The sequence below is a fragment of the Streptomyces sp. NPDC033177 genome, assembly GCF_055577715.1.
Window position 1 is genome coordinate 24,751 of the sequence record NZ_JBVIPS010000003.1, and the last position, 21,161, is coordinate 45,911.

The 21,161-nt window shown below is 67.0% G+C and carries 9 protein-coding genes and 3 pseudogenes; 6 read left to right on the plus strand and 6 right to left on the minus strand.

Going from position 1 to position 21,161, the window contains the following annotated elements:
• Positions 1-155: 155 nt before the first annotated feature.
• Together ACZ5U5_RS11295 and ACZ5U5_RS11300 are read right to left on the minus strand one after the other, a co-directional pair.
• Positions 156-698: a helix-turn-helix domain-containing protein gene (locus ACZ5U5_RS11295; protein ID WP_469019495.1), complete on the minus strand. Its 543-nt coding sequence runs from the start codon at positions 696-698 to the stop codon at positions 156-158.
• 617 nt (positions 699-1,315) lie between these two features.
• Positions 1,316-2,108: pseudogene (locus tag ACZ5U5_RS11300) on the minus strand (IS5 family transposase); the annotation flags it as partial.
• A 262-nt stretch (positions 2,109-2,370) separates the two neighbouring features.
• On the opposite strand from ACZ5U5_RS11300, the gene ACZ5U5_RS11305 reads away from it, so the two are divergent.
• Complete coding sequence (locus ACZ5U5_RS11305; RefSeq protein WP_469019497.1) at positions 2,371-3,225, plus strand: helix-turn-helix transcriptional regulator; 855 nt, start codon at positions 2,371-2,373, stop codon at positions 3,223-3,225.
• Between the two features lie 172 nt (positions 3,226-3,397).
• Positions 3,398-4,154: pseudogene (locus tag ACZ5U5_RS11310) on the plus strand (transposase family protein).
• A gap of 350 nt (positions 4,155-4,504) precedes the next feature.
• On the opposite strand, the pseudogene ACZ5U5_RS11315 reads toward ACZ5U5_RS11310, so the two are convergent.
• Positions 4,505-4,661: pseudogene (locus tag ACZ5U5_RS11315) on the minus strand (ISL3 family transposase); the annotation flags it as partial.
• 101 nt (positions 4,662-4,762) lie between these two features.
• On the opposite strand from ACZ5U5_RS11315, the gene ACZ5U5_RS11320 reads away from it, so the two are divergent.
• Complete coding sequence (locus ACZ5U5_RS11320; protein WP_469020800.1) at positions 4,763-5,707, plus strand: transposase; 945 nt, start codon at positions 4,763-4,765, stop codon at positions 5,705-5,707.
• A gap of 109 nt (positions 5,708-5,816) precedes the next feature.
• Here ACZ5U5_RS11320 and ACZ5U5_RS11325 read toward each other — a convergent pair whose 3' ends face one another.
• Both ACZ5U5_RS11325 and ACZ5U5_RS11330 read right to left on the minus strand, forming a co-directional pair.
• Entirely contained in the window at positions 5,817-10,820 is a 5,004-nt protein-coding gene (locus ACZ5U5_RS11325; RefSeq protein ID WP_469019499.1) for an amino acid adenylation domain-containing protein, read from the minus strand.
• Complete coding sequence (locus tag ACZ5U5_RS11330; protein WP_469019500.1) at positions 10,793-11,734, minus strand: ornithine carbamoyltransferase; 942 nt, start codon at positions 11,732-11,734, stop codon at positions 10,793-10,795. Before ACZ5U5_RS11330 ends, ACZ5U5_RS11325 begins: the two co-directional genes overlap by 28 nt.
• A gap of 146 nt (positions 11,735-11,880) precedes the next feature.
• On the opposite strand from ACZ5U5_RS11330, the gene ACZ5U5_RS11335 reads away from it, so the two are divergent.
• Positions 11,881-12,630, plus strand: coding sequence for an aspartyl/asparaginyl beta-hydroxylase domain-containing protein (locus tag ACZ5U5_RS11335; RefSeq protein WP_469019501.1), 750 nt, complete (start codon positions 11,881-11,883; stop codon positions 12,628-12,630).
• Between the two features lie 2 nt (positions 12,631-12,632).
• Here ACZ5U5_RS11335 and ACZ5U5_RS11340 read toward each other — a convergent pair whose 3' ends face one another.
• A complete protein-coding gene (locus ACZ5U5_RS11340; RefSeq protein ID WP_469019503.1) occupies positions 12,633-13,466 on the minus strand; it encodes an alpha/beta fold hydrolase in 834 nt (277 codons plus the stop codon).
• Between the two features lie 177 nt (positions 13,467-13,643).
• Between ACZ5U5_RS11340 and ACZ5U5_RS11345 the strand changes: the two genes are divergently transcribed.
• Together ACZ5U5_RS11345 and ACZ5U5_RS11350 are read left to right on the plus strand one after the other, a co-directional pair.
• On the plus strand, positions 13,644-18,968 hold the full coding sequence (locus tag ACZ5U5_RS11345; protein WP_469019505.1) for a type I polyketide synthase: 5,325 nt from the start codon (positions 13,644-13,646) through the stop codon (positions 18,966-18,968).
• Positions 18,969-18,976: 8 nt separating this feature from the next.
• Positions 18,977-21,160: a lantibiotic dehydratase gene (locus tag ACZ5U5_RS11350; RefSeq protein ID WP_469020802.1), complete on the plus strand. Its 2,184-nt coding sequence runs from the start codon at positions 18,977-18,979 to the stop codon at positions 21,158-21,160.
• The last annotated feature ends 1 nt before the right edge of the window (position 21,161 follow it).

The window sequence follows — 21,161 nt, forward strand, 5'->3', positions numbered from 1 at the left end:
GCGAGTCACCACATGTCCCGAGGGCATACCTGCCGTACTCACGGGCGTCCTCTCGTCTCTGGCCGATTAGGTCTCTCCGAAAGTTGCCGCTCAACCGTGCAACGCAGTCTTGGGACGCGGAGCGACGGCAGGGTTGCGACACATAGGCTCCGCAATCATGTACGCCCGGCCTCGTTGTCTCCCGCCAAGCCGAGCGCCTTGCGGAGCTGGTCGATGACCGCGCTAACGGGCCCTCGCATGGTCGGCGGCAGTTCCGCAGCCCCTTCGGCGATCTGCCGTACGTCCTCGTCACTGAGGAGCGCAGCATCATCGGCTTCCACTCCTCCTCCGGCGGCCCTGTGCTGGATGCGTTGCGCTCTGCCTGCCCGATGGTTCTCGATCATCTGCAGATTGCGCTCGACGGCTCGGACGACGGGATGATCCTGAGCATTGAGGAAGTAGTCCGTCGAGACCCCGAATATCTTGGCCAGCCGCCCGGCGTTGGCCAAGCTTGGGACGGACCCCCCTTTGCGGAGCTTTCCGATGTACTGGTTGGACAACCCGCAGCGCTTAGCGATCTCGGTGTCCGTGTACGGCCGCCCCAACGAGGCCGGATAGATTACGTCGATCAAGCGCTGGAACCGCTGGGCGAACAGCGCAGCATCCTCTTCTCCCAGCGAAGGAGGCGACGCGGGCGCGCCCCGGTTTGGAGTGGACATGGCGGCATCTTAAGTCCGATCAACATAACTGCGGTACCGTCAATTTTCGCCAATTACACGATAGTTGATTCCAGGAGATGCGTGTCGAGGCTCTCACCTGCGACGTTCGGAGGAGGGTCACCCTATCGGTTGACATGGTGCAGCCGGGTGCGAAGGATCGGGCCCCGAGAGGACGGCTCCCAACCGCTCCGCCTGTTCTCCCGGGAAGAGGTTCGGAATAGGGGAGTCCGTATCGATCAATCGCCCCCAGCCCCGCTCCCCCTTCTGGGCTGGGGGTGAGGCCGACCGGCCATCGCCCTCTCGTTTCCCATGAATAAATTTCACGCTTCAATCGATTTGAACTTTCGATCATCGTCTATTTCCTATGCGGGCGCCCAGCGCCCTGCGCTGTTAGGGCGGGGGTGAACGGTGTCCTTTAGTGATACCGCTGAAACGCCGATCAGTGTTGATCTAGGTACGACAGAAAGCGTATCCACATGGCTTCGCTCCGAGGTTGCCGCATTGGTGGGTCAAGGGGAGGGCACCCTCGGTGACGACGAGTTGTTCTCACGCCTGGGGACGGACTCGATGGGCTGGCGACGGCATGGCTGTCTGCACGACTGGAGTTGCCGGTGGGTGATGAAGCAACCGGCCAGTTTGAGGAAGGCTTCGTGGATGTCGGCTCGGCGTTCCCGTCGGACACGGAGTCGTCGGAAGCCGTGCAGCCGGGAGAAACTTTTCTCGACGACGCATCGGTAGATGCCATGTCCTGTGCTGTGCCGGGTATTTCGGCGGGCATTGGCGGGCGCGGACTTGTTCGCAGCGTGGTCGTAGCCGCGGTCGGTAAAGAGCGAGTCCAGCTTGCGGCGCGGGTGGCGGTGCGGCTGCGGATGGGCGGTATGGCGTCGATCAGCGGTACCAGCTGGGTGACGTCGTGGCGGTTGCCGCTGGTGAGAAGGACCGCGAGCGGAGTTCCGTGGCTGTCGGCTATCAGGTGGTGCTTGGAGCTGGCACGGCGGGCGGCTGGTGAGGGGCCTGCCTGGATCCCCCATTTAGGGCCCTGACGTGAGAGGAGTCGGCTACGCAGCGGGACCATTCGAGACTTGATGCTGCGTTCAGCTCTACCAGAAGCGGCTCGCTGCCACATGCCGGCCTCGTTCCAGCCCCGCGGCGCCAGCAGGTCCTGCCCGAGTCGAAGCCAAGGTCCTTCCAGAGGTGTTCCCACTGGATGTCGGTGTGCAGCACGCAGCGGACCTCGCACAGGACCTGGCGGTCGGGAACCGGCAGTCGGCCGGGATATCGGAAGTAGCGTTGCTTCTTCCGCAGCAGAGGCTCGATCCGCTCCCACAAGTCGTCCGGCACGATCCACGGTGACGTCCCCAGGCCCGGACAACGCCCAACTCGCCTGCCAGGCAAGCCCACCAGGGCCATCGCACCTCATTGTAATAATCGTTCTTAGCTGGATCTGCACATCGCGGACGCTGAACAGCGCCTGCTTTCTGCCCCGCAAGGCCGTGGAGATCAACGAAATGATCGTTTCGGTCAGGCGTGCGGGCTCGATCGCCACCATGCGCCATTCTCCGCGTGGCAGGAGCGCCGGGAGGGAAATCCGTTGACGGCACTACCCGTTGTCGCTGTTCTGGGCTCTGCGCCCATTGCGCACGCGGTCACTCGTGGCTTGTTAGGCGTCGGCTTGACCGTCCGCAGCTGGATACTGCCCAGCCGTCATCCGGCACACAAGGCCAGCGCACTCGCCAGGTCCGTCCCGGCCTGGGACCGGCAACTGGATGGCTGTAGCACCATCCTCACCCTATTCGATGACCCCTACATTCTCGAATCGGTCATTGTGCCCCATGTCCTGCCCGCCGCCCGGCGCAGGACACTATGGCTGCAAATGGGTCCGCCCCCATCCATTCATGTCACGCAGCTCACCAACTTGGCGCAGCACCTTGGCGTGACTGTCGCGCACGCACCGCTGTACTGGTCCGGCGACGCGGTCACCGCCTACGGCCCACCGCCTTCTCTCAGCGGTGGATGCGACAGCGGACAACAAGCCGAGGTAAACCTGGTCTACGGATCGGCCATTACGGCCCTTGCGAATGCCGACTTCATCGGGCTTTTCTCCTCCCTGGATCTCCCCAGCGGTGCCGACCGTGACCTTGCCTGGCGGAAAACCCGCGGAACCACCGGGTACTCGGCAGCCCCCCACCTGGTAGAACAGCACTCCGCTAGGGTGGCATCAGAGAGTCTCGTCTCCGCACAGGACGCGTTGCAGCGATCCCAACAGCGCGTGTCACCCTGCGGCCTAACTGACCTGCCTCGATGTCTGATCCCAATCGTCGAAGCCCTCCTGTCCGGACAGACGGATGAAACGGCCAGCCGAAAGCTCGGTATCTCGCCACGCACGTACAGCCGGCGCGTCGCGGAACTGCTCGAGCACCTGGAAGTGAGCACCAGGTTTCAGGGAGGAGCGGTGCTGGTTCGTCGCTGTCAACCAAGCTGCCATCACAGGGAAGTGAACGCTCATCAGACTACGCAGGCCGGATAGACGCACGACGTGCGAAGGCGCCACATCAGCCGATTTGCCGGAATTTCGCACTGAGCCCTTTCCAACCTAATGGCAGTGCCGGGGCGTTGGTGGGCTTGGGCTGTACGGAACGACGAAGCTCCTGGTAGACGGGTTCTCGACCAAGATCACCCGTGTCCGCCAGGAGCTTCGCGTGCTTGTCTGCCCGTCATCGATCGATCTGTCCAGCCGCACGCTGGGGCACCTGACCAGGAAACTGGCTGCTCGTCAGCGGGAGATCGGCACGCGATGGCGGCGTCTGCCCGTCAGCCATCATTCCCTGCTCGCCCTGGCCCATCTGCGGTGCGGTGACACTTACGCCCAGCTTGCTGCCGGGTTCGGTATCGGCATCGCGACCGTCTACCGCTACATACGCGAAGCGATCGAGGTACTGGCCGCCATGGCGCCGACCCTGGCCGAGGTGATGACGACGGCCTCGGCGAAGGCATACGTGATTCTGGACGGCACGCTGCTGCCGATCGACCGGATCGCCGCCGACGCCCCGTACTACTCCGGCAAGCACAAGCGGCACGGCATCAACGTCCAGGTCCTCACCGATCCATTCGGCCGCTTGCTGTGGGCATCCTCTGCCCTTCCCGGAGCCACCCACGATCTGACCGCCGCTCGCAGCCACGGAATCATCAACACCCTCGCCGCCGCTGGGCTGAAATGCTGGGCGGACAAGGCATACCAAGGTGCCGGCCGCCTTGTCCGCGTGCCCCTTCCGGGGACGGCGGCTCAAGCGATGGAAGCGACGGCACAACAGCAGCCACGCCAAGATCCGGTGCGTCGGCGAGCAGGCCATGGCCGTCCTGAAGGGCTGGCGCCTGCTGCGAAAGCTCCGCTGCAGCACGAACCGGATCACCGACATCGTGAAGGCCGTCGTCGTCCTTCACCACGCCTCAACGTGAAGTTGAAAACGCTCACTGGCACCAAGAGGGGTTGACTTGGACTTCAGTCTCCTCTACTTCGTCAATGACGAGACGGTGGACGGCTCGTGGGAGCATGACTTCTGTTCGAGACAGCAAAATTTGCCGATCAGTATGATTTCCCGGCAGTGTGGCTGCCTGAGCGGCACTTCCACCCATTTTGTGATACCTATCCGAATCCTGCGCTTGCGCCGCGGCACTCGCCGCGAGGACGCACAGGGTGCGGCTGAGGGTCGGCTGCGTCGTCATGCCGCTGCATGATCCGTTGTCTGTGGTTGGGGTGTGTAAACTCAATGGTCCTCTCTCGTATTCGGTGGTGACGGAGGGTGGCGCTATCCGAGGAGGATGCGATGGCGAAGCAGGGCGAAGCCTGCTCGGCTGTGCATTTGGCGCGCGATCCGCTTGGTCTTGGTGTTTGACGCCCTCGGTGGGACCGTAGCTGTACGGAAGCGTGAGTGCGGCGTTCACGGCGTCGAGGTCTCGTTCCAGTACCAGCCGGGTGTGGCCTCCAGGACCACTTTCGGTGTCGGCCCTGCCTTACGAGCTCGTGCATGGGTGGCGGTGGCGCGTTGAGACTTTGATCGTTGATCATGGTCTGTGTGGTGGGGAACCGGGCACGTGCAGCGATCATCCGAAGCCAGCGGATCACCGGGCTGAGCCCTGAGGTGATTGCTGAACTCGTAGCCGAGATCGGCCCGTTGTGGCACGAGCGGCATCAGGCCGGACTGGCGGCGCGACCTCGTCGCCGCGCCGTCGGCGCCGGAGCGAAGCACAAACTGGTCTTCGTCGACCGGCTGTTGGCCACCTTGGTCAACCTCCGACATGGCGCCACCCACGACGTGCTGGCCTGCTGGTTCGGTGTCGACCGCTCCACCATCACACGCGCAATCAGCGAAGTTCGGCCCCTGCTCGCCGAGCGTGGCTGCACCGTCGCACCCGGCCTGCGGCTGCGTACCCTCGCCGACGTCATCGACCATCTCGGCACCGATGGACAGACCGGAATCATCGACGGGACCGAGATCCGAGTGCGCAGGCCGGCCGCCGGGCGCAAGGACCGCGACAAGTTCATCTCCGGCAAGAACAAACAGAACGCCGTGAAGTCCATGGTCGTCACGGACGCAGAGGGGCGGCTACTGTTCTGCAGCCCGGCCGAGCCGGCTAGCTGCGCAGACATCACGCATGCCCGGAAGTTGGGCCTGGTCAAACTGTTGTCCGACGGACCCGCCGTGGAGATCCTGGCCGACGCCGGCTACCAGGGACTGGGCGCCCAGACCGGCGGGCGTGTGGTGACGCCACCGCACCGAAAGTTCAAGAAGAACCCGCCCGAGTGGTACGAGCAGATGCACGAACGGCAGCGCAAAGCACACTCCTCACGCCGCATCCGGGTCGAGCACGGCATTGGTCATCTGAAGAACTGGCGAGCCCTCGCTCGCCATCACGGCCGCCGTGAGCACATGAGCGACATCGTCCAAGCCGCCGCCGGACTCCTCTCCCACCAACAGACCGTTGCCCGGGCAAGCAGTCCGCGAAAGTGAACTAAGCAGCGAATCCGCGGCTCTCAACGCGCCACCGCCAACCATGCACGAGCTCGTTAGCGATTGCTCGCTTGAACCGGGCGAGATCGTTAGGGAACCGCACACTCTTCTAGCCCCGAAGATTGCGTCTGACGGCCAGTCGCTGGGGGCTATCCGGCCAAGCGTGCGGAAGCCTCGCTAATGAGTGGCGAGCGGCGCTGTGCTGCTGGTCTCGTTCCGGTTCGGACGCCAGGAGTTCCGCCAGCTTGCGCACGGTTGGCGACTCGAACAGTTTCAGCATCGGCACATCCTGGCCCAGCTCACGGGCCAGTCGGGCCCTGACCCTAGTCAGCAACATCGAGGAGCCGCCGAGGTCGAAGAAGTTCGAGTCGATGTCGATGTCGACGACCGGCAGTAGGTCCCGCCAGACCTCGGCGATCACCGCCTCGGTCTGGGTGCGCGGCAGTACGGAGGGCGCCGGCTCGTCCTCGCCCTGTACGGCGTCCGGGAGCGCCTCCCGATCGACCTTGCCGTTCGGCGTCAGGGGCAGCCGCTCCAGCGTGACGATTGTGCTTGGCAGCATGTGCTGCGGCAGCTGGCGTCGTAGCCGACCGCGCAGCTTCTCCCGGTTGGGGGTGCCCCGCCAGACGACGTAGGAGGCCAGCTCGGTCTCGCTCCACGAGGTCGGCCGGCCGACCGTGACGCTGTCCCGGACGCCGCTCTGCTGACGGATCGCCGCGTCCACCTCAGCTGGTGCGACACGAAAGCCTGCGATCATGAGATCGCCGTCGTCACGCCCCATGATCTCAACGGACCCGTCGGGCAGGCGGCGTCCGAGATCGCCGGTGTCGAAGCTCCGGTGACCCGGGACCGGGTCGGGGGAGAACCGGGTGTTCTCCCCGGTGGCGTAGCCTCGCGCGAGAAAGGGCGTACGCACGAAGATCCGACCGGATTCTCCGATCCCAGTCGGATCTCCGGCTCGGTTCCTGACCAGTAGCTGGGCGCCCTCGATGCCGGTGCCGACCGGGACGTACCGCCCACGCCGAGGACCCTCGGTGGCTTCGTAACAGCTCATCGCCTGAGGCGTCTCGGTCGTCCCGTACAGGTTCAGCACCCTCGCCCCCGCTGCGAGGTCCCTCATGCGCTCGACGTCGTCCCAGCGAAGCAGGTCGCCGCCGAAGGCCGCGAGCCGTAGCCGGGGAAGGTGCGACCTGCGGCCTTCAGCGGTCAGCAACCGTCCGAGCTGGGGGGTCAAGTGGGCCACTGACACCCCCTCATCGGCGAGCCAGTCCAGCAGCTGATCCGGCGCGCGCAGGAATTGCTGGGGCGGCACACGAAGTTCGGCGCCCACCCACAGCGGGGCGAAGATATCCCGCAGCAGCGGGTCGTGGGACAGACCGGAGAGCATGGCGAAGCGGTCCGCCTCCGACAGCGCGAAGCGCTCGGCGTACCACTGGAGGAAGTGGGTCACCGGCGCCTGCTCGCCCAGCACCGCTCGGGGGACGCCTCCGGTACCCGAAGTCAGGGCCACGTAGGCAACAGGTCCGCCGGGCCCGACCAGGTCACGCTGGTCCTGATCGGTGGCTTTCCCGATGTCCAGCACCGGGATTCCGAAGCCGGGCGGGTGTTCGCCAGCTCCCTTCTGACCGACCAGGATTCTGGGCTGCGCCGCGGACACGTGCGCGGCCAGCCGGGCGGTCGGGTAGGCCGGGTCGAGCACGCACAGCGCGGCGCCGCTCTCCAGGACGCCGAGCAGCGCGGCGACCAGTGCGGCACTGCGTTCCGCATGCACGGCGGCCACATCTCCCGGGCCGATGCCGCGCTCGGTCAGCCGGGCGGCGATGCCCGCTGCCCACTGTGTGAGCTCGCCGTAGGTCAGTGTCCCATCGGGCGCACGGACCGCCGTGCGCTGCGGGTCGCGCGCAGCCCATGCGCCGACGGCCTGGGGCAACGAAGGTGCGGGCACAGACTGTGGCAGCGCTGCGCCTGCATCCGGCAGGACGCGCCGCGCGCTCTCGCTCACCAGGGCGTGCCCGCACAGCGGGAGGTCCGGGCACCGTACGACATGCTCCAGCAGCAGGGCGTACTGCTCGAGAAACTCGCCGATCACGGCCTCTTCAAGGCGGTCGCCGTCGTAGACGATCTCGATCCTCAAGTCGTCCGGGAGCTCAGTGACATACATGTTCAGGTCGAACAGAGCACCGACCGGGGGAGGTGCGAGGACCTCTGAGACGATCCCGTCGAGCTGCGGCGCCGTATAGGGGGCGCCGAGCAGGTTGAACCACGAGCTGAAGAGCCCTTCGCCGGTCCCGGAGAGCCCCAGCTCCTGGTACACGGCCTCGAAGGGTACGTCCTGGTTCGCGAACGACCCGGCGACAGCCGTGCGGGTCCGCCTGATCACCTCATCGAAGGTAGGCTCCCCGGTGAAGTCGACCCTCAGCCCTACAGTGTTGACGAAGAAGCCGACGACGTCGTCGGTCCCCGGCGCGGTCCGCTCGGCGAACGGCACGCCCACGATCAGGTCGTCACGCAGTGACCACCGGTTCAGCATGGAGTAGTAAGCGGCCAACAGCACGATGAAGAGTGTGGTGCGCTTTTCACGGGCCAGGCCCCGGACGGACTTCGACAGCGCCGGACCGAGCAGGCGCCTCTGCTGGCGGGCGGGCGCGCTGCCCGTCGCCCCTCGCATGGGTAGGTCCAGCGCGGGGGGCGGGTCGGCCAGACGCTGAGCCCAGTAGGCCAGCTGCTCGGTGAACTCGCCGGCCGCGAGCCGCTCGGCCGCCCACACCGCGTAGTCGACGTAGCGGACCGGTGGTGGAGTGAGTCGTGGCTCGCGTCCTTCGGCGAGCGTCGAGTAGATCTCCCCGACCTCGGAGAGGACCACGCGAGCCGACCGGCCGTCGAACGCGATGTGATGTGCGCTGAGCACGAGCTGGTGCTCCTCGTCCGCGATCCTGACCAGAGCCGCCCGCAGCAGCGGTGGTGCTGCCAGGTCGAAGGGCCGGAGGACGAATTCCTCCGCCCAGCGCTCAGCTTGGTCCTTGTCACCCGCGCAGTCGACGCGCTCGAAAGGGACTGGCTGAGCCGGCCGCACCTCCTGGACGACACCTGAGGGGGTTTCCCGGATGGCCGTGCGCAACACTTCATGGCGGTGTAGGACGTGGTCGAGCGTGCGTCGCAGAAGGTTCTCGTGGACCGGGCCCGTCATGCGGACGATGACCGGGACGTTGTACGACGCGAGGTCACCGTGCATACGGTCCAGTATCCAGAGGCGATTCTGGCCAGGGGCGAGTGGAGCACGGATACGGAACGGGTCGACCGGGACACGCACGTTGTCGTCCTGCCGCTCGACCCGCACTATACGAGCCAGCTCGGCGACGGTGGGGGCCTCGAAGAGCACCCGGGAGTTCAGCGAGACTCCGGTCTCCCGAGATACTCGCGCCGCCACCCGTACCGCGAGCAGCGAATTGCCGCCCAGCTCGAAGAAGTCCTGGTCGGGTGTTACGGCCGGCAGGCGCAGTTCCTCCGCCCAGATCGCGCCCAGCACATTCTCCTCGGAGCGGCCCAGCTGCGGGTCGACCGGAGCCGCCGCAGTTTCCATGTCAGGCTCCGGCAGTCGGGCCCTGTCCACCTTGCCGTTCAGGGACATCGGGAACTCGGCGACCAGCGTGACAAATCTCGGCACCATGGCAGCGGGCAGTGGGCCTGACACCCAGCGCCGCAGCTCCTGCGAGGTAAGGCGCCGGGCGCCGGGCGCCGGGACCGCGTAGGCGGCGAGTTCCAGTCGGCCTTCCTGGCTTCTCGTCGTGACCACCGCGCTCTGCACGTCCGGGTGCCGGTTCAACACGGCCTCGACCTCTAGCAGATCGATTCGTACACCGCCGACCTTCACCTGACTGTTGAGTCGGCCACGGTAAACCAGTTCGCCGGACGGGGTCCGGCTGACCTGGTCGCCAGTCCGGTAGAGGCGCGCGCCAGGTGGTCCGGCTGCCGAGGGCACGAATCGTTCGGCCGTGGCAGCGGGATCTGCCACGTATCCTCGGGCCAGCTGGGGGCCGCCGAGGTACAGCTCCCCTTCGTCGGCGGGGCGCAGCTCCGTGTCGAGCACCAGGGCCTGGGAGTTTGCGTAAGGTGCGCCGATCGGCAGCTCTTCGGGGTCGTCGCCGATGATGTCGGTGTAGGTATTGTCCACGGCGGCCTCGGTGACGCCGTACGAGTTGATGAGCCGGGTGCTGCTTCCGGCCACGCGACGCAGGCTACGGTAGTCACCTGGAACCCAGTTCTCACCACCGACGACGATGATGCGCATGAAGTCCAGCTGCTGACCGGACTCGACGAGGTGCTCGATCAGAGGTCGCAGCATCGTCGGGGTGATGTCGACGAACTCGACGCCGGTCCTGCTCATGAGTTCGTACAGGGCGGCAGGGCTGAGCAGGGTCTCCCGCGAACAGAGCACGAGGGTGCCACCGGACAGCAGAGCCCTGACGAGGTCGCCGGTGGCCACGTCGAAGCCGAACCCCGCCGCCTGGAGATGTATCCGCACCTCGTCGCCGAGCCCGTACGCCTTCTCCCAGCCCAGGTAGGAGCTCACCAGGGCGCGGTGGGAGACGGCTACTGCCTTGGGTGTGCCGCTCGTTCCGGAGGTGTGAATGACGTACGCGAGGCTGTCGGGCGCCGCCGCCCGCTGTGGCGGGGCCGTGGGCGGCAGAGGCGAAGGCTCGCCGTCCGTGAGGATGACTTGCCCTGTGAATCCCTCCAGCCGGTCTCGCAGCCCGGCCTGCGTCACCACCGCACAGGGATTGACTTGGTCGAACAGTGATCGCAGCCGCCCGCGGGGCGTCTCGGGGGACACGGCCAGAAAGGCGCCACCGGACTTCCAGACCGCGAGCACGGTGACCACGAGGTCAACCGAACGTTCCACAAAGATCGCTGTCACCCGGTCGATGTCGCTGCCCGCGGCTGCCAGTCGCGCTGCCAGGGCGTCTGCCAGTGCGTCCAGTTCGGTATAGGTGACGACCCGCTCCTCGAAGATCACCGCAGGTCTGTCGCAGCAGCGGCTGACCACGTCCCGGAAACACTCGTGCGCGAGCATGCCGTGGTCGCCGGTCATGCGCCCGGGCCCAGAATGCACCATTCGAGCACCACCTTGGGGTTGTGCAGCTCGTTCCCGGCCTGCTCGAACACGATGCTGGCCGGACTGTCCAGTACGGCTCCCATGACCTCGTCCTCGTGGTGCGTGGGCAGATCGCGCATGACGACAGCCGGCGGGTTCCGCTGCATCAACTGCTCGTTGACCTGGAACGGCTGGAACGCCCGTCGCCAGTCTGAGTCCATCCTGCACGTCCCTGTGGTCTGCCAGCGCGTCGTGTAGACGACGTGGGCGTCATCGTTGGACTCCGACATGTCGAAGCACTGGACGGTGCGGCTGCCCCGCGCCTTCGAGGTCGCCTCCGCGTATTCCAGTACGGCTGCATCGAGGCCGTATTCGGGCGGTGTGCAGAAAAACACCTCGACGTCAGGGATCTTGCGCAGCGCGGGAGCCAGTGCGGCAGCGGTGTTGTCCCCTTCCCCGACGCACAGCAGGCGCCGCCCTTCGAAGCCGCCGAAGTAACGGCGCAGGGTGGTCAGTTCGGCGAGCGCCTGGGTTGGATGCTCGTCTGCGCTCATGGCATTAATCGTCGGCGTTCGGCTCTGCTGGGTCAGTGCCTCGACTTCTTCGGCGTCGCCGGTCGCGCAGACGGCCAGGGCATCGAGCATGCGGGGGAGAATTTCGGGGGCTTCGCACACCGATTCGCTCGTGTTCAAATGGAGGTCGCTGGGGCCGTAGGAGATGTGACCGGCGCCCAGCGCCAGCGCCTCGAAGGTGAAAGCCGTGCGAGTGCGGGTAGACGTGACACGGAAGAAGCTCCCGGTCACACGCCCGGAAAGTGTGCTATTGGTCTCGGCTTCTCCAGCATGCTTTGCACCGCGGGTGTAGTCGGTAGCATCGACCCGCAGGTCCTTCAAGGAAAGAAAGTGACGCACGAAAGATACCTCCAGGCCAGCCATGGATCGCATCAATACATACCGCGGTGCTGAGCTGTAACAAGGTGACTGCGGCCAGTTGGCGAGAAGTCGACAGGGCGCTTGACCGGCATCGCCCGGCGCGCGATCATCTCCGAATACTCAGGGAATTGATTAGCGAGGGAGCCATCTTGACGCCGGAAATAGATGAAATCTTCTCCGAAATCAGGCGAGAGTACGGTGGCGAATCCATATCCCGGGTCGAGGAGATGGTGTACGAGGGGAGCCGGGATCGGCACAAGTTGCAGACGGGGGCCAAGTGGATTCTTCCGGGCATCTCGCAGCAGCCTTGGCATAACCCGTATGGTCACCCTGAACTGGCGCCTCTGGTGCGCGAACTCGAGGCATCGCACGAAATGATCAAGAAGGATCACGAGGCGACCTGGGTGGCCCAGCGCCACCAGTTCTCCGACTACCAGCACTACCTCACGCGGCAGGAGAACTGGCAGGCGCTCTACCTGTTCAGGGGCGGTGCGCTTGTGCCGGAGTCGGCGGCCGCCGCGCCCACCGCCTACCGCGTCCTGGATGACTTCGCTGTGGCGACGGAGCTGCTGTGCCCACTGCTGGAGTGCCACTATTCGACACTGCTGCCCGGGGCCACCATCCGGCCGCACAGTGACCTGTGGAACTTCAGCATCAACCTCCATCTGGCCATCGACATCCCAGCCGGGTGCGGAATCACCGTGGCCGGGGAGACGCGGACCTGGCAGGAAGGAAAGTGCCTGCTCTTCGACTACTCCTTTGTCCACGAGGCGTGGAATGGAGCGGAACGACCGCGCACCTGCCTACTCATGGACCTCTGGCATCCGGAGACAACTCTGCCCGAGAGAAAGGCGCTCACGGCGCTGATCACAGAGATCCGTAGGCTGATGGGCGAATGATGCTATTGTCCGGTGTGCTTTCGTAGGAACTCGATGATGCTGGCATTGACGAAGTCGGGATCTTCGAGGAAGCCGAAGTGGCCCAGCCCTGGGAAATCCTCGTAGGAGGCTCCGGGTATGGCCTCGAACACCTCCCGGCAATCCTGTACCGGCGTGATGACATCCGCATCAAATGCTACGACCAGGCAGGGGCGGCGGATGCCTGTGAGGGCTTGGCGTCGGTCACCTATAACACTGACATCGTATTGAGCTCCGGCGCCTGCATCACTCACCGGGAATCGCATCCGCAGCTCAAGCCAATCCGCCATCCGGCGATCGTCGGCAAGCGTCCGCGGACCGAAGAGCTGAGCCAGATGCATCAGCGCATCCAACTCGGATGGGGAGGCGGAGTGGCGGGCCTGCACCGCCAGGGCGCGGGTCAGGCGCCGCCGGTACTGGTCGGTGCGGGCGCGGGTGCCGATCAGCACCGCTGAGCGCACCAACTCGGGCTGCGCCAATGCTACTTCCTGGGCCACGAATGCACCGAGCGAGGCGCCGATGAGATGGCATTCGCCCAGTTTCAGCTCCCTGATGAGCGTTACGACGTCCGCGACCAGGCCGTCGATGCGGTACGGGCCGGGCGGCACTGGAGAAGGCGGCATGCCCCGATGATTCACGGTGATGACCCGGAATCCGGAGCGCGTCAGTGCAGGCACCTGATGGGCATTCCAGATCTCGCCCGGCGTCGCCGCCGGCGGCAGCATTATCACCGGGAAGCCATCGCCGGCCGAATGCCAGGCGAGCGGTACCGAAAAGGGGCGTGAAACGCTGCCGGCAGCGGCTGCAGGGGATGACATTCGCCCAGTAGAACGTGGCGAGTTGGGGCGGTCAAGCGGGTGACGAGTTGTCGCCAACCTGGGCCCGTAGCGTCCTGTTGTGCGTATTCCCGAGCGAGACTGGACCGCGGTGGGCCCGGGGCTTCAGTGCGAACCACGCGGATGCGGGCACCCTGCGCAACTTTGGAGGGATTAGTTATGGCACACCACATCGCCGTCGTAGGAATGTCGGGCCGGTTCCCGGGAGCGCCGGATGTCGACCGCTACTGGCAGAACCTTCGCGACGGCGTAGAAAGCATCTATTTTCCGACCGACAACGAGCTGCGCGACTACGGCGTCTCTGCGGAGATGCTCCAGCACCCTGACTACGTCAAGGCATTCGCGAATGCACCGGGCATTCAGGAGTTCGACTCTACGCTGTTCGGATACACGCCGCGCGAGGCGAGTCATACCGATCCGCAGATCCGCATGTTCCTTGAGTGCGCGCACTCCGCGCTCGAGCACGCGGGATACGACTCAAACCGCGAAGGCGCGGAGACGATTGCGGTATACGGCTCCGCGGGTGCCAACAGATATCTCGACCTCAACCTGAACTTCACGGCTGATGTCTCCGCGAGCGCGAGTTTCGCGCTGACCGCGCTCAACAACACCGACTATGCGGCGATCACGGCTGCGTACAAGCTGAACCTCCGTGGCCCGGCGATCACGGTGTCGACCGCGTGCTCCAGTTCCCTGGTCGCGGTGCATCTGGCCAGCCAGGCGCTGCGCAACGGAGAGTGTGATCTCGCCCTGGCAGGCGGCGCGGAGGTGGAATTGCCCTTCGGCCATGGGTATCTGTGGTCCGAGGGCAGCCCGTTCACCCGTGACGGTCACGTACGGCCGTTCGACGTCAAGGCCGACGGCACACTCTTCTCCAGCGGCGCGGGGGCTGTGGTGCTCAAGCGGCTCGAGGACGCGTTAGCCGACGGCGACACCATCCACGCGGTGCTGCGGGGCAGCGCGCTCAACAACGACGGCTCCGCAAAGGCTGGTTTCACTGCCCCGTCGATACAGGGACAGTCAGGCATGTTGGCCGAGGCATTCGCCATGGCCGAGGTAACCGCGCGGGATCTGTCTTTTGTGGAGTGCCATGCGACGGGCACTCCGCTGGGAGACCCAATGGAGGTGGCCGCGCTGTACAAGGCGTTGCGGGCGATCGGCCCGGTCGCGGGCGCCTCGATCGCGCTGGGTTCTGTCAAGTCGAACGTCGGGCACCTGGGGCATGCTTCGGGCATGGCCTCGCTTATCAAGTCCATTCTTGTGTTGCGTCACCACGAACTGCCCGCGACAGTCAACTTCGGCGAGCCGAACCCCAAGCTGGAGCTGGATGACCGCCCCTTCTTCATCGGGGACAAGCTTCGTGAGCTCGCTCAGCTGCCGGGTGCCCCCCGGGTCGGCGGCGTGAGCTCCTTCGGAGTCGGCGGCACCAATGCGCACGTTGTGCTGGAGGAGCCGCCTGTACGCGCCCCCCAGGCCGGGCCGCGTCGGCCGCGGATTGTGGTCTGGTCCGCGCAGAGCGATGAAGCAGTCGACGAGTACCGGGCGCACCTCGCTGGCTATTTCGCAGACCCGCAGCACGCTCCTGCCTTTTGTGCCGCTGTGCACGTCCTGCAGCAGGGCCGGCGCCCACATGCGCGCCGGTCCGCGCTGATCGCGGCGGATGCGGCCGAGGCGGCCGGTGGACTTCAGTCCGAAGAGGGCATTATCACCTCAGCAGGTGGTGGTCGGCGTGACATCGCTTTCGCCTTTCCAGGTCAGGGTTCGCAGCAACCGCGTATGGCCCACGATCTCTATGGAACGGATCCGGCCTTCGCGGCCGCCATGGACGAGGCGCTGGAGCAGTGCGCGGCGCGCGGGGTCGATGTGCGGGACGACTGGGGCTCCGACGAGGCTGGCTGGGTCCTGGACACGGTTCCCACCCAGGTGTTGATGTTCGCGGTGGAGTATGCGCTGGCTCAAGCGCTGGTGGCACAAGGAATACGACCAGCGGCGGTGATCGGGCACAGCGTCGGCGAACTCGCGGCGGCGGTGGTCGCAGGGGTGCTGTCGCTCGCCGACGGTGCGGCGCTGGTGACCGCGCGGGCGCGGGCGATGGCCCAGGCTCCCGAGGGCGCGATGCTCGCCGTGGCGACCGGGGCTGAGGAGTTGGGGCGGAAGTTGCCAAGTGGTGTGACACTGGCTGTGGTCAACGGCCCCCGGCAGTGCGTGCTGTCGGGCAGCCGGTATGACATCGAGGCTGCCGAGGCCGAGCTGCGCAAGCGCAAGGTCGGGTGCACCTTGCTGAAGACCGCGGGTGCGTTCCACAGCCCGCTGATGCTCCCGGCGGCGGAGCGCTTCGCCCGGGCTTTCGACGAGGTGACGCTCGCAGCGCCCCGGATACCTTTCTACAGCGCCGCGGCGGGTGGCCTGATCGGCGCCGATCAGGCCACCGACCCGTACTTCTGGTCCGACCAGCTCACGGGGCCGGTCCGGTTCGACCGCGCGTTGTCCGCCCTGCCGGCCGATGGGCGGTGGCTGGTGCTCGAAGCCGGACCCGGCCAGGTCCTTACCCGGCTGGGGCGTACGGGCAGCACATCGGACGCGGTGTTCGTCCCGGTGCTGCCCACTCCGGACGTAGGCCGCGAGGGGCTGCTCGCCGCGGTGGCACACGCGTGGGTCCATGGCCACGACGTCTCCTGGGCGGACGAGGCAGAAGCCGGGCCATTGCGCCGGGTGCCGTTGCCCGGCTACCCCTACCAGCGGCGCAAGCACTGGGTCGAGCCGCCCGACATGCGCCGGCGGCAGCAGGCGGCGGAGGCCCTCGAGCCGGCCGGACGCAGCGTGCAGTTGCCGGGTGAAGCCGCCCGGAACGGAGTACGGGTTCCCGCCGACGTACCGGCCACAGCTTTGTCGCAAGTGGACTGGATGCCCGCGGAACACCCTCCTGCGCTGCCGGTGGACGGAGCGTGTCTGCTGCTGCTCCCGTCTGAGACGGAGCCCGGCCTGCCTCTGGTGCTCGCGGCGCTGCAGGCCGGTGCCGGAGTGGTGATCGCCCGACCGGGCGATGCATACGGGGAGGCGGGCGGCGAGTTCCGCGTGCGCCCGGGGAAGCGCGCCGATTACGAGAGGCTGCTCGCAGAGCTCTCCCGGCGCGGCACACCTGCGACGCTCGTCGTGCACGGGCTCACCCTGGACGGACCGCGCGAGGTCACCCACGCGACGCTTGAGGGCGCGGTCGAGCGGAGCTTCGACAGCCTGCTCGCGGTGGCGCAGGCGGTCGGCTCGCCTCCGGGCGCGACCACCCCCGGCCTGCTGATAGTCACCTCCGGTGCGGTCGATGTGACCGGCGCCGAGGCCATCGACCCGGCCGCCGCGATGCTCACCGGTTTCGCCCGGTCGCTGGCGGCCGAGGCGCCCCGGCTCGGCTGCCGCGTTGTCGACATCGCGGTGGCCGGCGAACGTGAACTCTCCGCCGAGGTCGGCCAGTGGCGCACGCACGACGTCGTCGCTCTGCGTGGAGCGCGCCGCTGGACGGCGGAGCGGACCGCCTTCCACATCGGCGAGCCGCAGCCGGCGCTGCGCCGCCAGGGCTCGTATCTGATCACCGGAGGGACCGGCGGGCTGGGCATGGCGCTGGCTCGCGGCTTGGCGGGTACCGGAGTGCGCCCGCGCCTGATTCTGCTCAGCCGCAGCGGGCTCGCGGGCGATGCCACCGACGAGCGATCCGCGCGGCTGCGCTCCGAAATCACCGCGCTGACCGCCCTCGGTGCCCAGGTCCGGGTGCTGGCCGCCGATGTCGCCGACCAGCGTTCGCTACGCCGGGCGCTCGACACGGTGGCGGCCCGGTTCGGCCCGCTCAACGGCGTGTTCCACCTGGCCGGCGTCCCTGGCGACGGGTTGGTGCGCACCCGAGACGCGGAGGAGACCAGGCGCGTGCTCGCGCCCAAGGTCGCCGGAACCGTGCTGCTCGCGCAGGAGTTGCGCGGGGCTGCCGCGCTGGACTTCTTCGCCTGCTTCTCCAGCCGCGCGGCGGTCGATGGGCTCGTCGGCAGCGCCGATTACGCCGCCGCCAATGCCTTTCAAGACGCGATCAGTCTCGTGCTGCGCCGCACCGGCATCGCAGCCGTATCGGTCAACTGGCCGTCCTGGGCGGGCGTGGGTATGGCCGCCGAGTACGGCGTCCGCGCGTGGTCGTGCGACATGGGTCCGGCAGAGAGCCCGATCATGGACGAACACCGCCTGCAGGGCGAAGCTGTGCTGCCCGGCACCGGGCAGCTCGACCTGATGCTGCGGGCGTACGGCGAACTGACGGGAAGCTCCTTGCCGGTGCACCTCACCGACGTGGTCTACCACCAGGTGCTCGCGACCGAACAGCAGCGCAGACTCGAGATCCGGCTGCACCCAGATGGCGTGCTTGAGTCGTGGTCACGCTCGCTCACCGACCCGAGTGCAGAGCCGGTTCTGCACGCCAGTGCGAAGGTGGCACCGGCCAGGGCGCCAGTGAATCCGGTGTCCCTCGGGGCGCTGCGGGAAGCGATGGCCCATCCGCTGGTCGAGGCCGAAGCGGACGGTCCGCACCTGTTCCACCTCGGCCCTCGTTGGGACAACATCGCCGGTACCTGGGCTCGTTCCGCCGCAGACACCGACGACCTGCTGCTCTCGCTCAAGTTGCCGGACCAGTTCCACGGTGACCTCGACGCATACCTGGTCCATCCGACCCTGCTCGACTCGGCGACCACGTCCTTCCGCCGCGCCGACGGCGCGTTCTACCTGCCGTTCTGCTGCGAGTCGATGGTCTTCTACGACAGCCTGCCAGCCGAACTCTTCGCGCATGTGCGACGCAAGCGCAGCGGTGACGGGGTGGTACGCGCGGACATCGATCTCATCGCCTCCGACGGTCGGGTGCTGTGCCGGGCCATGGGATACGCACTACGCAAGGTGGATGAGCCGGGGGCGGTCACCGCAGGGCCGAGGGGCACATCTTCGAGCGCTGGCTCCGGCGGCACAGGCCGCGGAATTGACCCGCGGCACGGTGTCGAGCTGATGCTGGCGATTCTAGGTTCCGCCCATGCCGGACAGGTGCTGGTGGAACCGGAAGCCCGCGCGTTCACCGGCACGAAGCGCACTGGGCGGAGCACGGCGACGCCTGCTCCCGCGGTCGGCGCGCGGTCGGCCGGTGCCGCTCCCGGGGCAGCCGGCACGGAGCCTGCGAAGACATCCGGGCCTGACACAAGCGCGCGGGCGGCGGACGGGAACTCGGCACTGGGCAGAGGCCCGTCGGCCCTGCAGGAGCGGATGAAGGCGCTGTGGGTCGAGGCGATCGGTGATCCGCAGATTTCCGAGGAGGCCGACTTCTTCGAGATCGGCGGAAACTCGCTCACGGCAATCACGCTCATCGGCAGCGTTCGGGAGGAATTCCGCGTGGACCTGTCGATCGGGGCGATCTTCGATTACCCGACCATCGCCACCCTGAGCACGCTGCTGTGGGAACAAGGGGCACGATGAAGCACTTGGTGCCGCTCGACGAGGACTGGGGCCTGTGGCCGGTGGCGCCCGTGCGCGGCGCCGGGTTGCCCTTCGACTGGCTGGCCGGCTTCGCCGGTGCCGCGCGGGAGCAGGCGGCAGACGGGGACACGGACAGGCCGGACGAGACGGCGACGGCCCGGTGGCTGCTGCGGCAGCCCGCCTTCCTCGCCGCGCTCACCTGGCAGAATCCCGGTGTCGTCGGTAACTGGGCCGGCCGGGCAAACGCCCGGCTGACCTCGACTCGCCTCCGTGTGCTGGCTAGATACGCGCAGCGGTACTGCGCCAAGAACGACAGTGTCGGCTTCTTCGGCCCGGTGGGCTGGGCCGAGTTGAGCGATCGCGCCGGTGACCGCTTGGAGATCTCTGGCTCGGGTGGGGTGCGCCGCGGCGAGGCTTCGCTCGAACTCTGGGCGGCCCGGGCACTCGCCCGGGCGTGGGAGGCGCACGAGCATTGGAGGCCGCAGCTCCCGCTGCGGCGCAACCCTTCGATGAGTATCGACGGAGATCAGGTCCTGCGGCCGTATCGTGCGCCCCTGCCCATCGGCCCCGAAGAGCGGGACATCCTCGACCGCGTAGTCGCAGGGAATGCCACGCCGCATGCCGTCGGCGCTCAAAGCCAGGCGCTCCAGGGGCTGCTGCACCATGAGGTGCTGAGCGTCGGCTTCTCGCTGCCGCCCTGTGAGCACCCCGAGGAGGCTCTTCGTGCCCAGGTCGCCGAGATACGGGACAAGGTCGTGCGGGAAGCCCTGCTTTCCGAACTGGAGGATCTGAACCGGAGCCTCAGGGCGGCGGAGAAGTTCGCCTACCGACCGGAAGAGCTGGCCGGAGCACTCGACGAGCTGGACCGGGCGTTCACTGCCGTGACCGGTGAGGCAGCCGCCCGCACCAAGACCGAAGCCGCCTCAGGCCGTACCCTCGCGTATATCGACTGCCGGCGCGACCTCGATGTGACCATCCCCGGGGGGCTGCTCGACCGTCTCAGCGCTCCGCTGCCTCTGCTGCTGCAATCGGCGCGCTGGCTCACCGCGCAGCTCGCCCAGACCGTTGAGGAGGAGCTCCACCGGGTGTACACGGAGCTGGCACGGCGTCGCGACGCGGTGGCCCTGAACGACCTGTATCTCGCGTCTGCGGACGTACTCGCCGGCGCGCCCGGCACCCCCGTCCATGACATCGGCGAGGACTTCCGGTTGCGCTGGGCCGAGGTGCTGGGTGACGCGAAGGCCGGCAGGGTCGACAGCAGCGCGGTCCAGCCTCTGGTGCGCCGTATGTTCCCAGCGCAGCAGCCCGGTTGGGCTGCGGCACGCCAGCACAGTCCCGATCTCATGCTCGCGGTGACGGATGGCGAGCCCCTGTGGGTGCTCGGAGAACTCCACGTAGCGATGAACACGCTTGAGTCGCGCTTCTTCCGGACACTCGCCGACGATCCGCAGCGGCTCGATGACCTCACCGCGGCAGACATGGCCGGAGGCCGGATCGTCCCGTGCTACCCCTACTCGCCGCAGATCGACTCACGTCGCTACCCGCCTCTTGCAGTGCATGTGCCGGAGCGGTACCGGTACTGGTCGCACAGCGACGACATGGGGGCACCGGCCGACAGCGCCGCTCTGCCGGCCGTGGCCCTGGACGTGCGCGAGCAGTCGGGCGAGCTCGTGGCCGGGCCCGCTGGCGGGGACACGCTGCCGGTACGTGAGTACTTCGGCGAATTCCTCTCAGCCCTGGTGGTCAACCAGTTCCGGATGCCGTCCCCCGGCCCTCGCGTCAGCATCGACGGTCTGGTGGTGCGACGCGCCACCTGGACGTTCCGGCCCGATGAGCTGCCCGCCGGCGTCGTGGGCAAGCGCGGGTACCGGCCGGATGTCCTGCGGGACTGGCTGCTGGATCAGGGAGCTCCCCGGCATGTGTTCGCGCAGTGCCCCAGAGATCCCAAGCCGTTTTACGTGGACCTGCAGGCGCCGCTGCTGGTCAGCAATCTCGCCCGGGCCTGGCGCCGCGAGACGCATGGCCCGGTCCGGATCGAGGAGATGCTTCCGGAGCCCGAGCAGCTATGGCTGCGAGACGCACAAGACCGCCGCCACACCAGCGAGTTCAGGATGGTCGCGGTCGATCGGGCGGCGCGTGTGCTCCCTGGACTAGCCGTCGAGGCATCGGTCGATGCAAAGAGAGGGACATAGC

Coding starts and splice junctions, on each gene's coding strand:
- ACZ5U5_RS11320 (WP_469020800.1), top strand. CDS start 4,763: ATGGTCTGTGTGGTGGGGAACCGGGCACGTGCAGCGATCATCCGAAGC.
- ACZ5U5_RS11325 (WP_469019499.1), bottom strand. CDS start 10,820: ATGGTGCATTCTGGGCCCGGGCGCATGACCGGCGACCACGGCATGCTC.
- ACZ5U5_RS11295 (WP_469019495.1), bottom strand. CDS start 698: ATGTCCACTCCAAACCGGGGCGCGCCCGCGTCGCCTCCTTCGCTGGGA.
- ACZ5U5_RS11340 (WP_469019503.1), bottom strand. CDS start 13,466: ATGTCATCCCCTGCAGCCGCTGCCGGCAGCGTTTCACGCCCCTTTTCG.
- ACZ5U5_RS11345 (WP_469019505.1), top strand. CDS start 13,644: ATGGCACACCACATCGCCGTCGTAGGAATGTCGGGCCGGTTCCCGGGA.
- ACZ5U5_RS11330 (WP_469019500.1), bottom strand. CDS start 11,734: ATGGCTGGCCTGGAGGTATCTTTCGTGCGTCACTTTCTTTCCTTGAAG.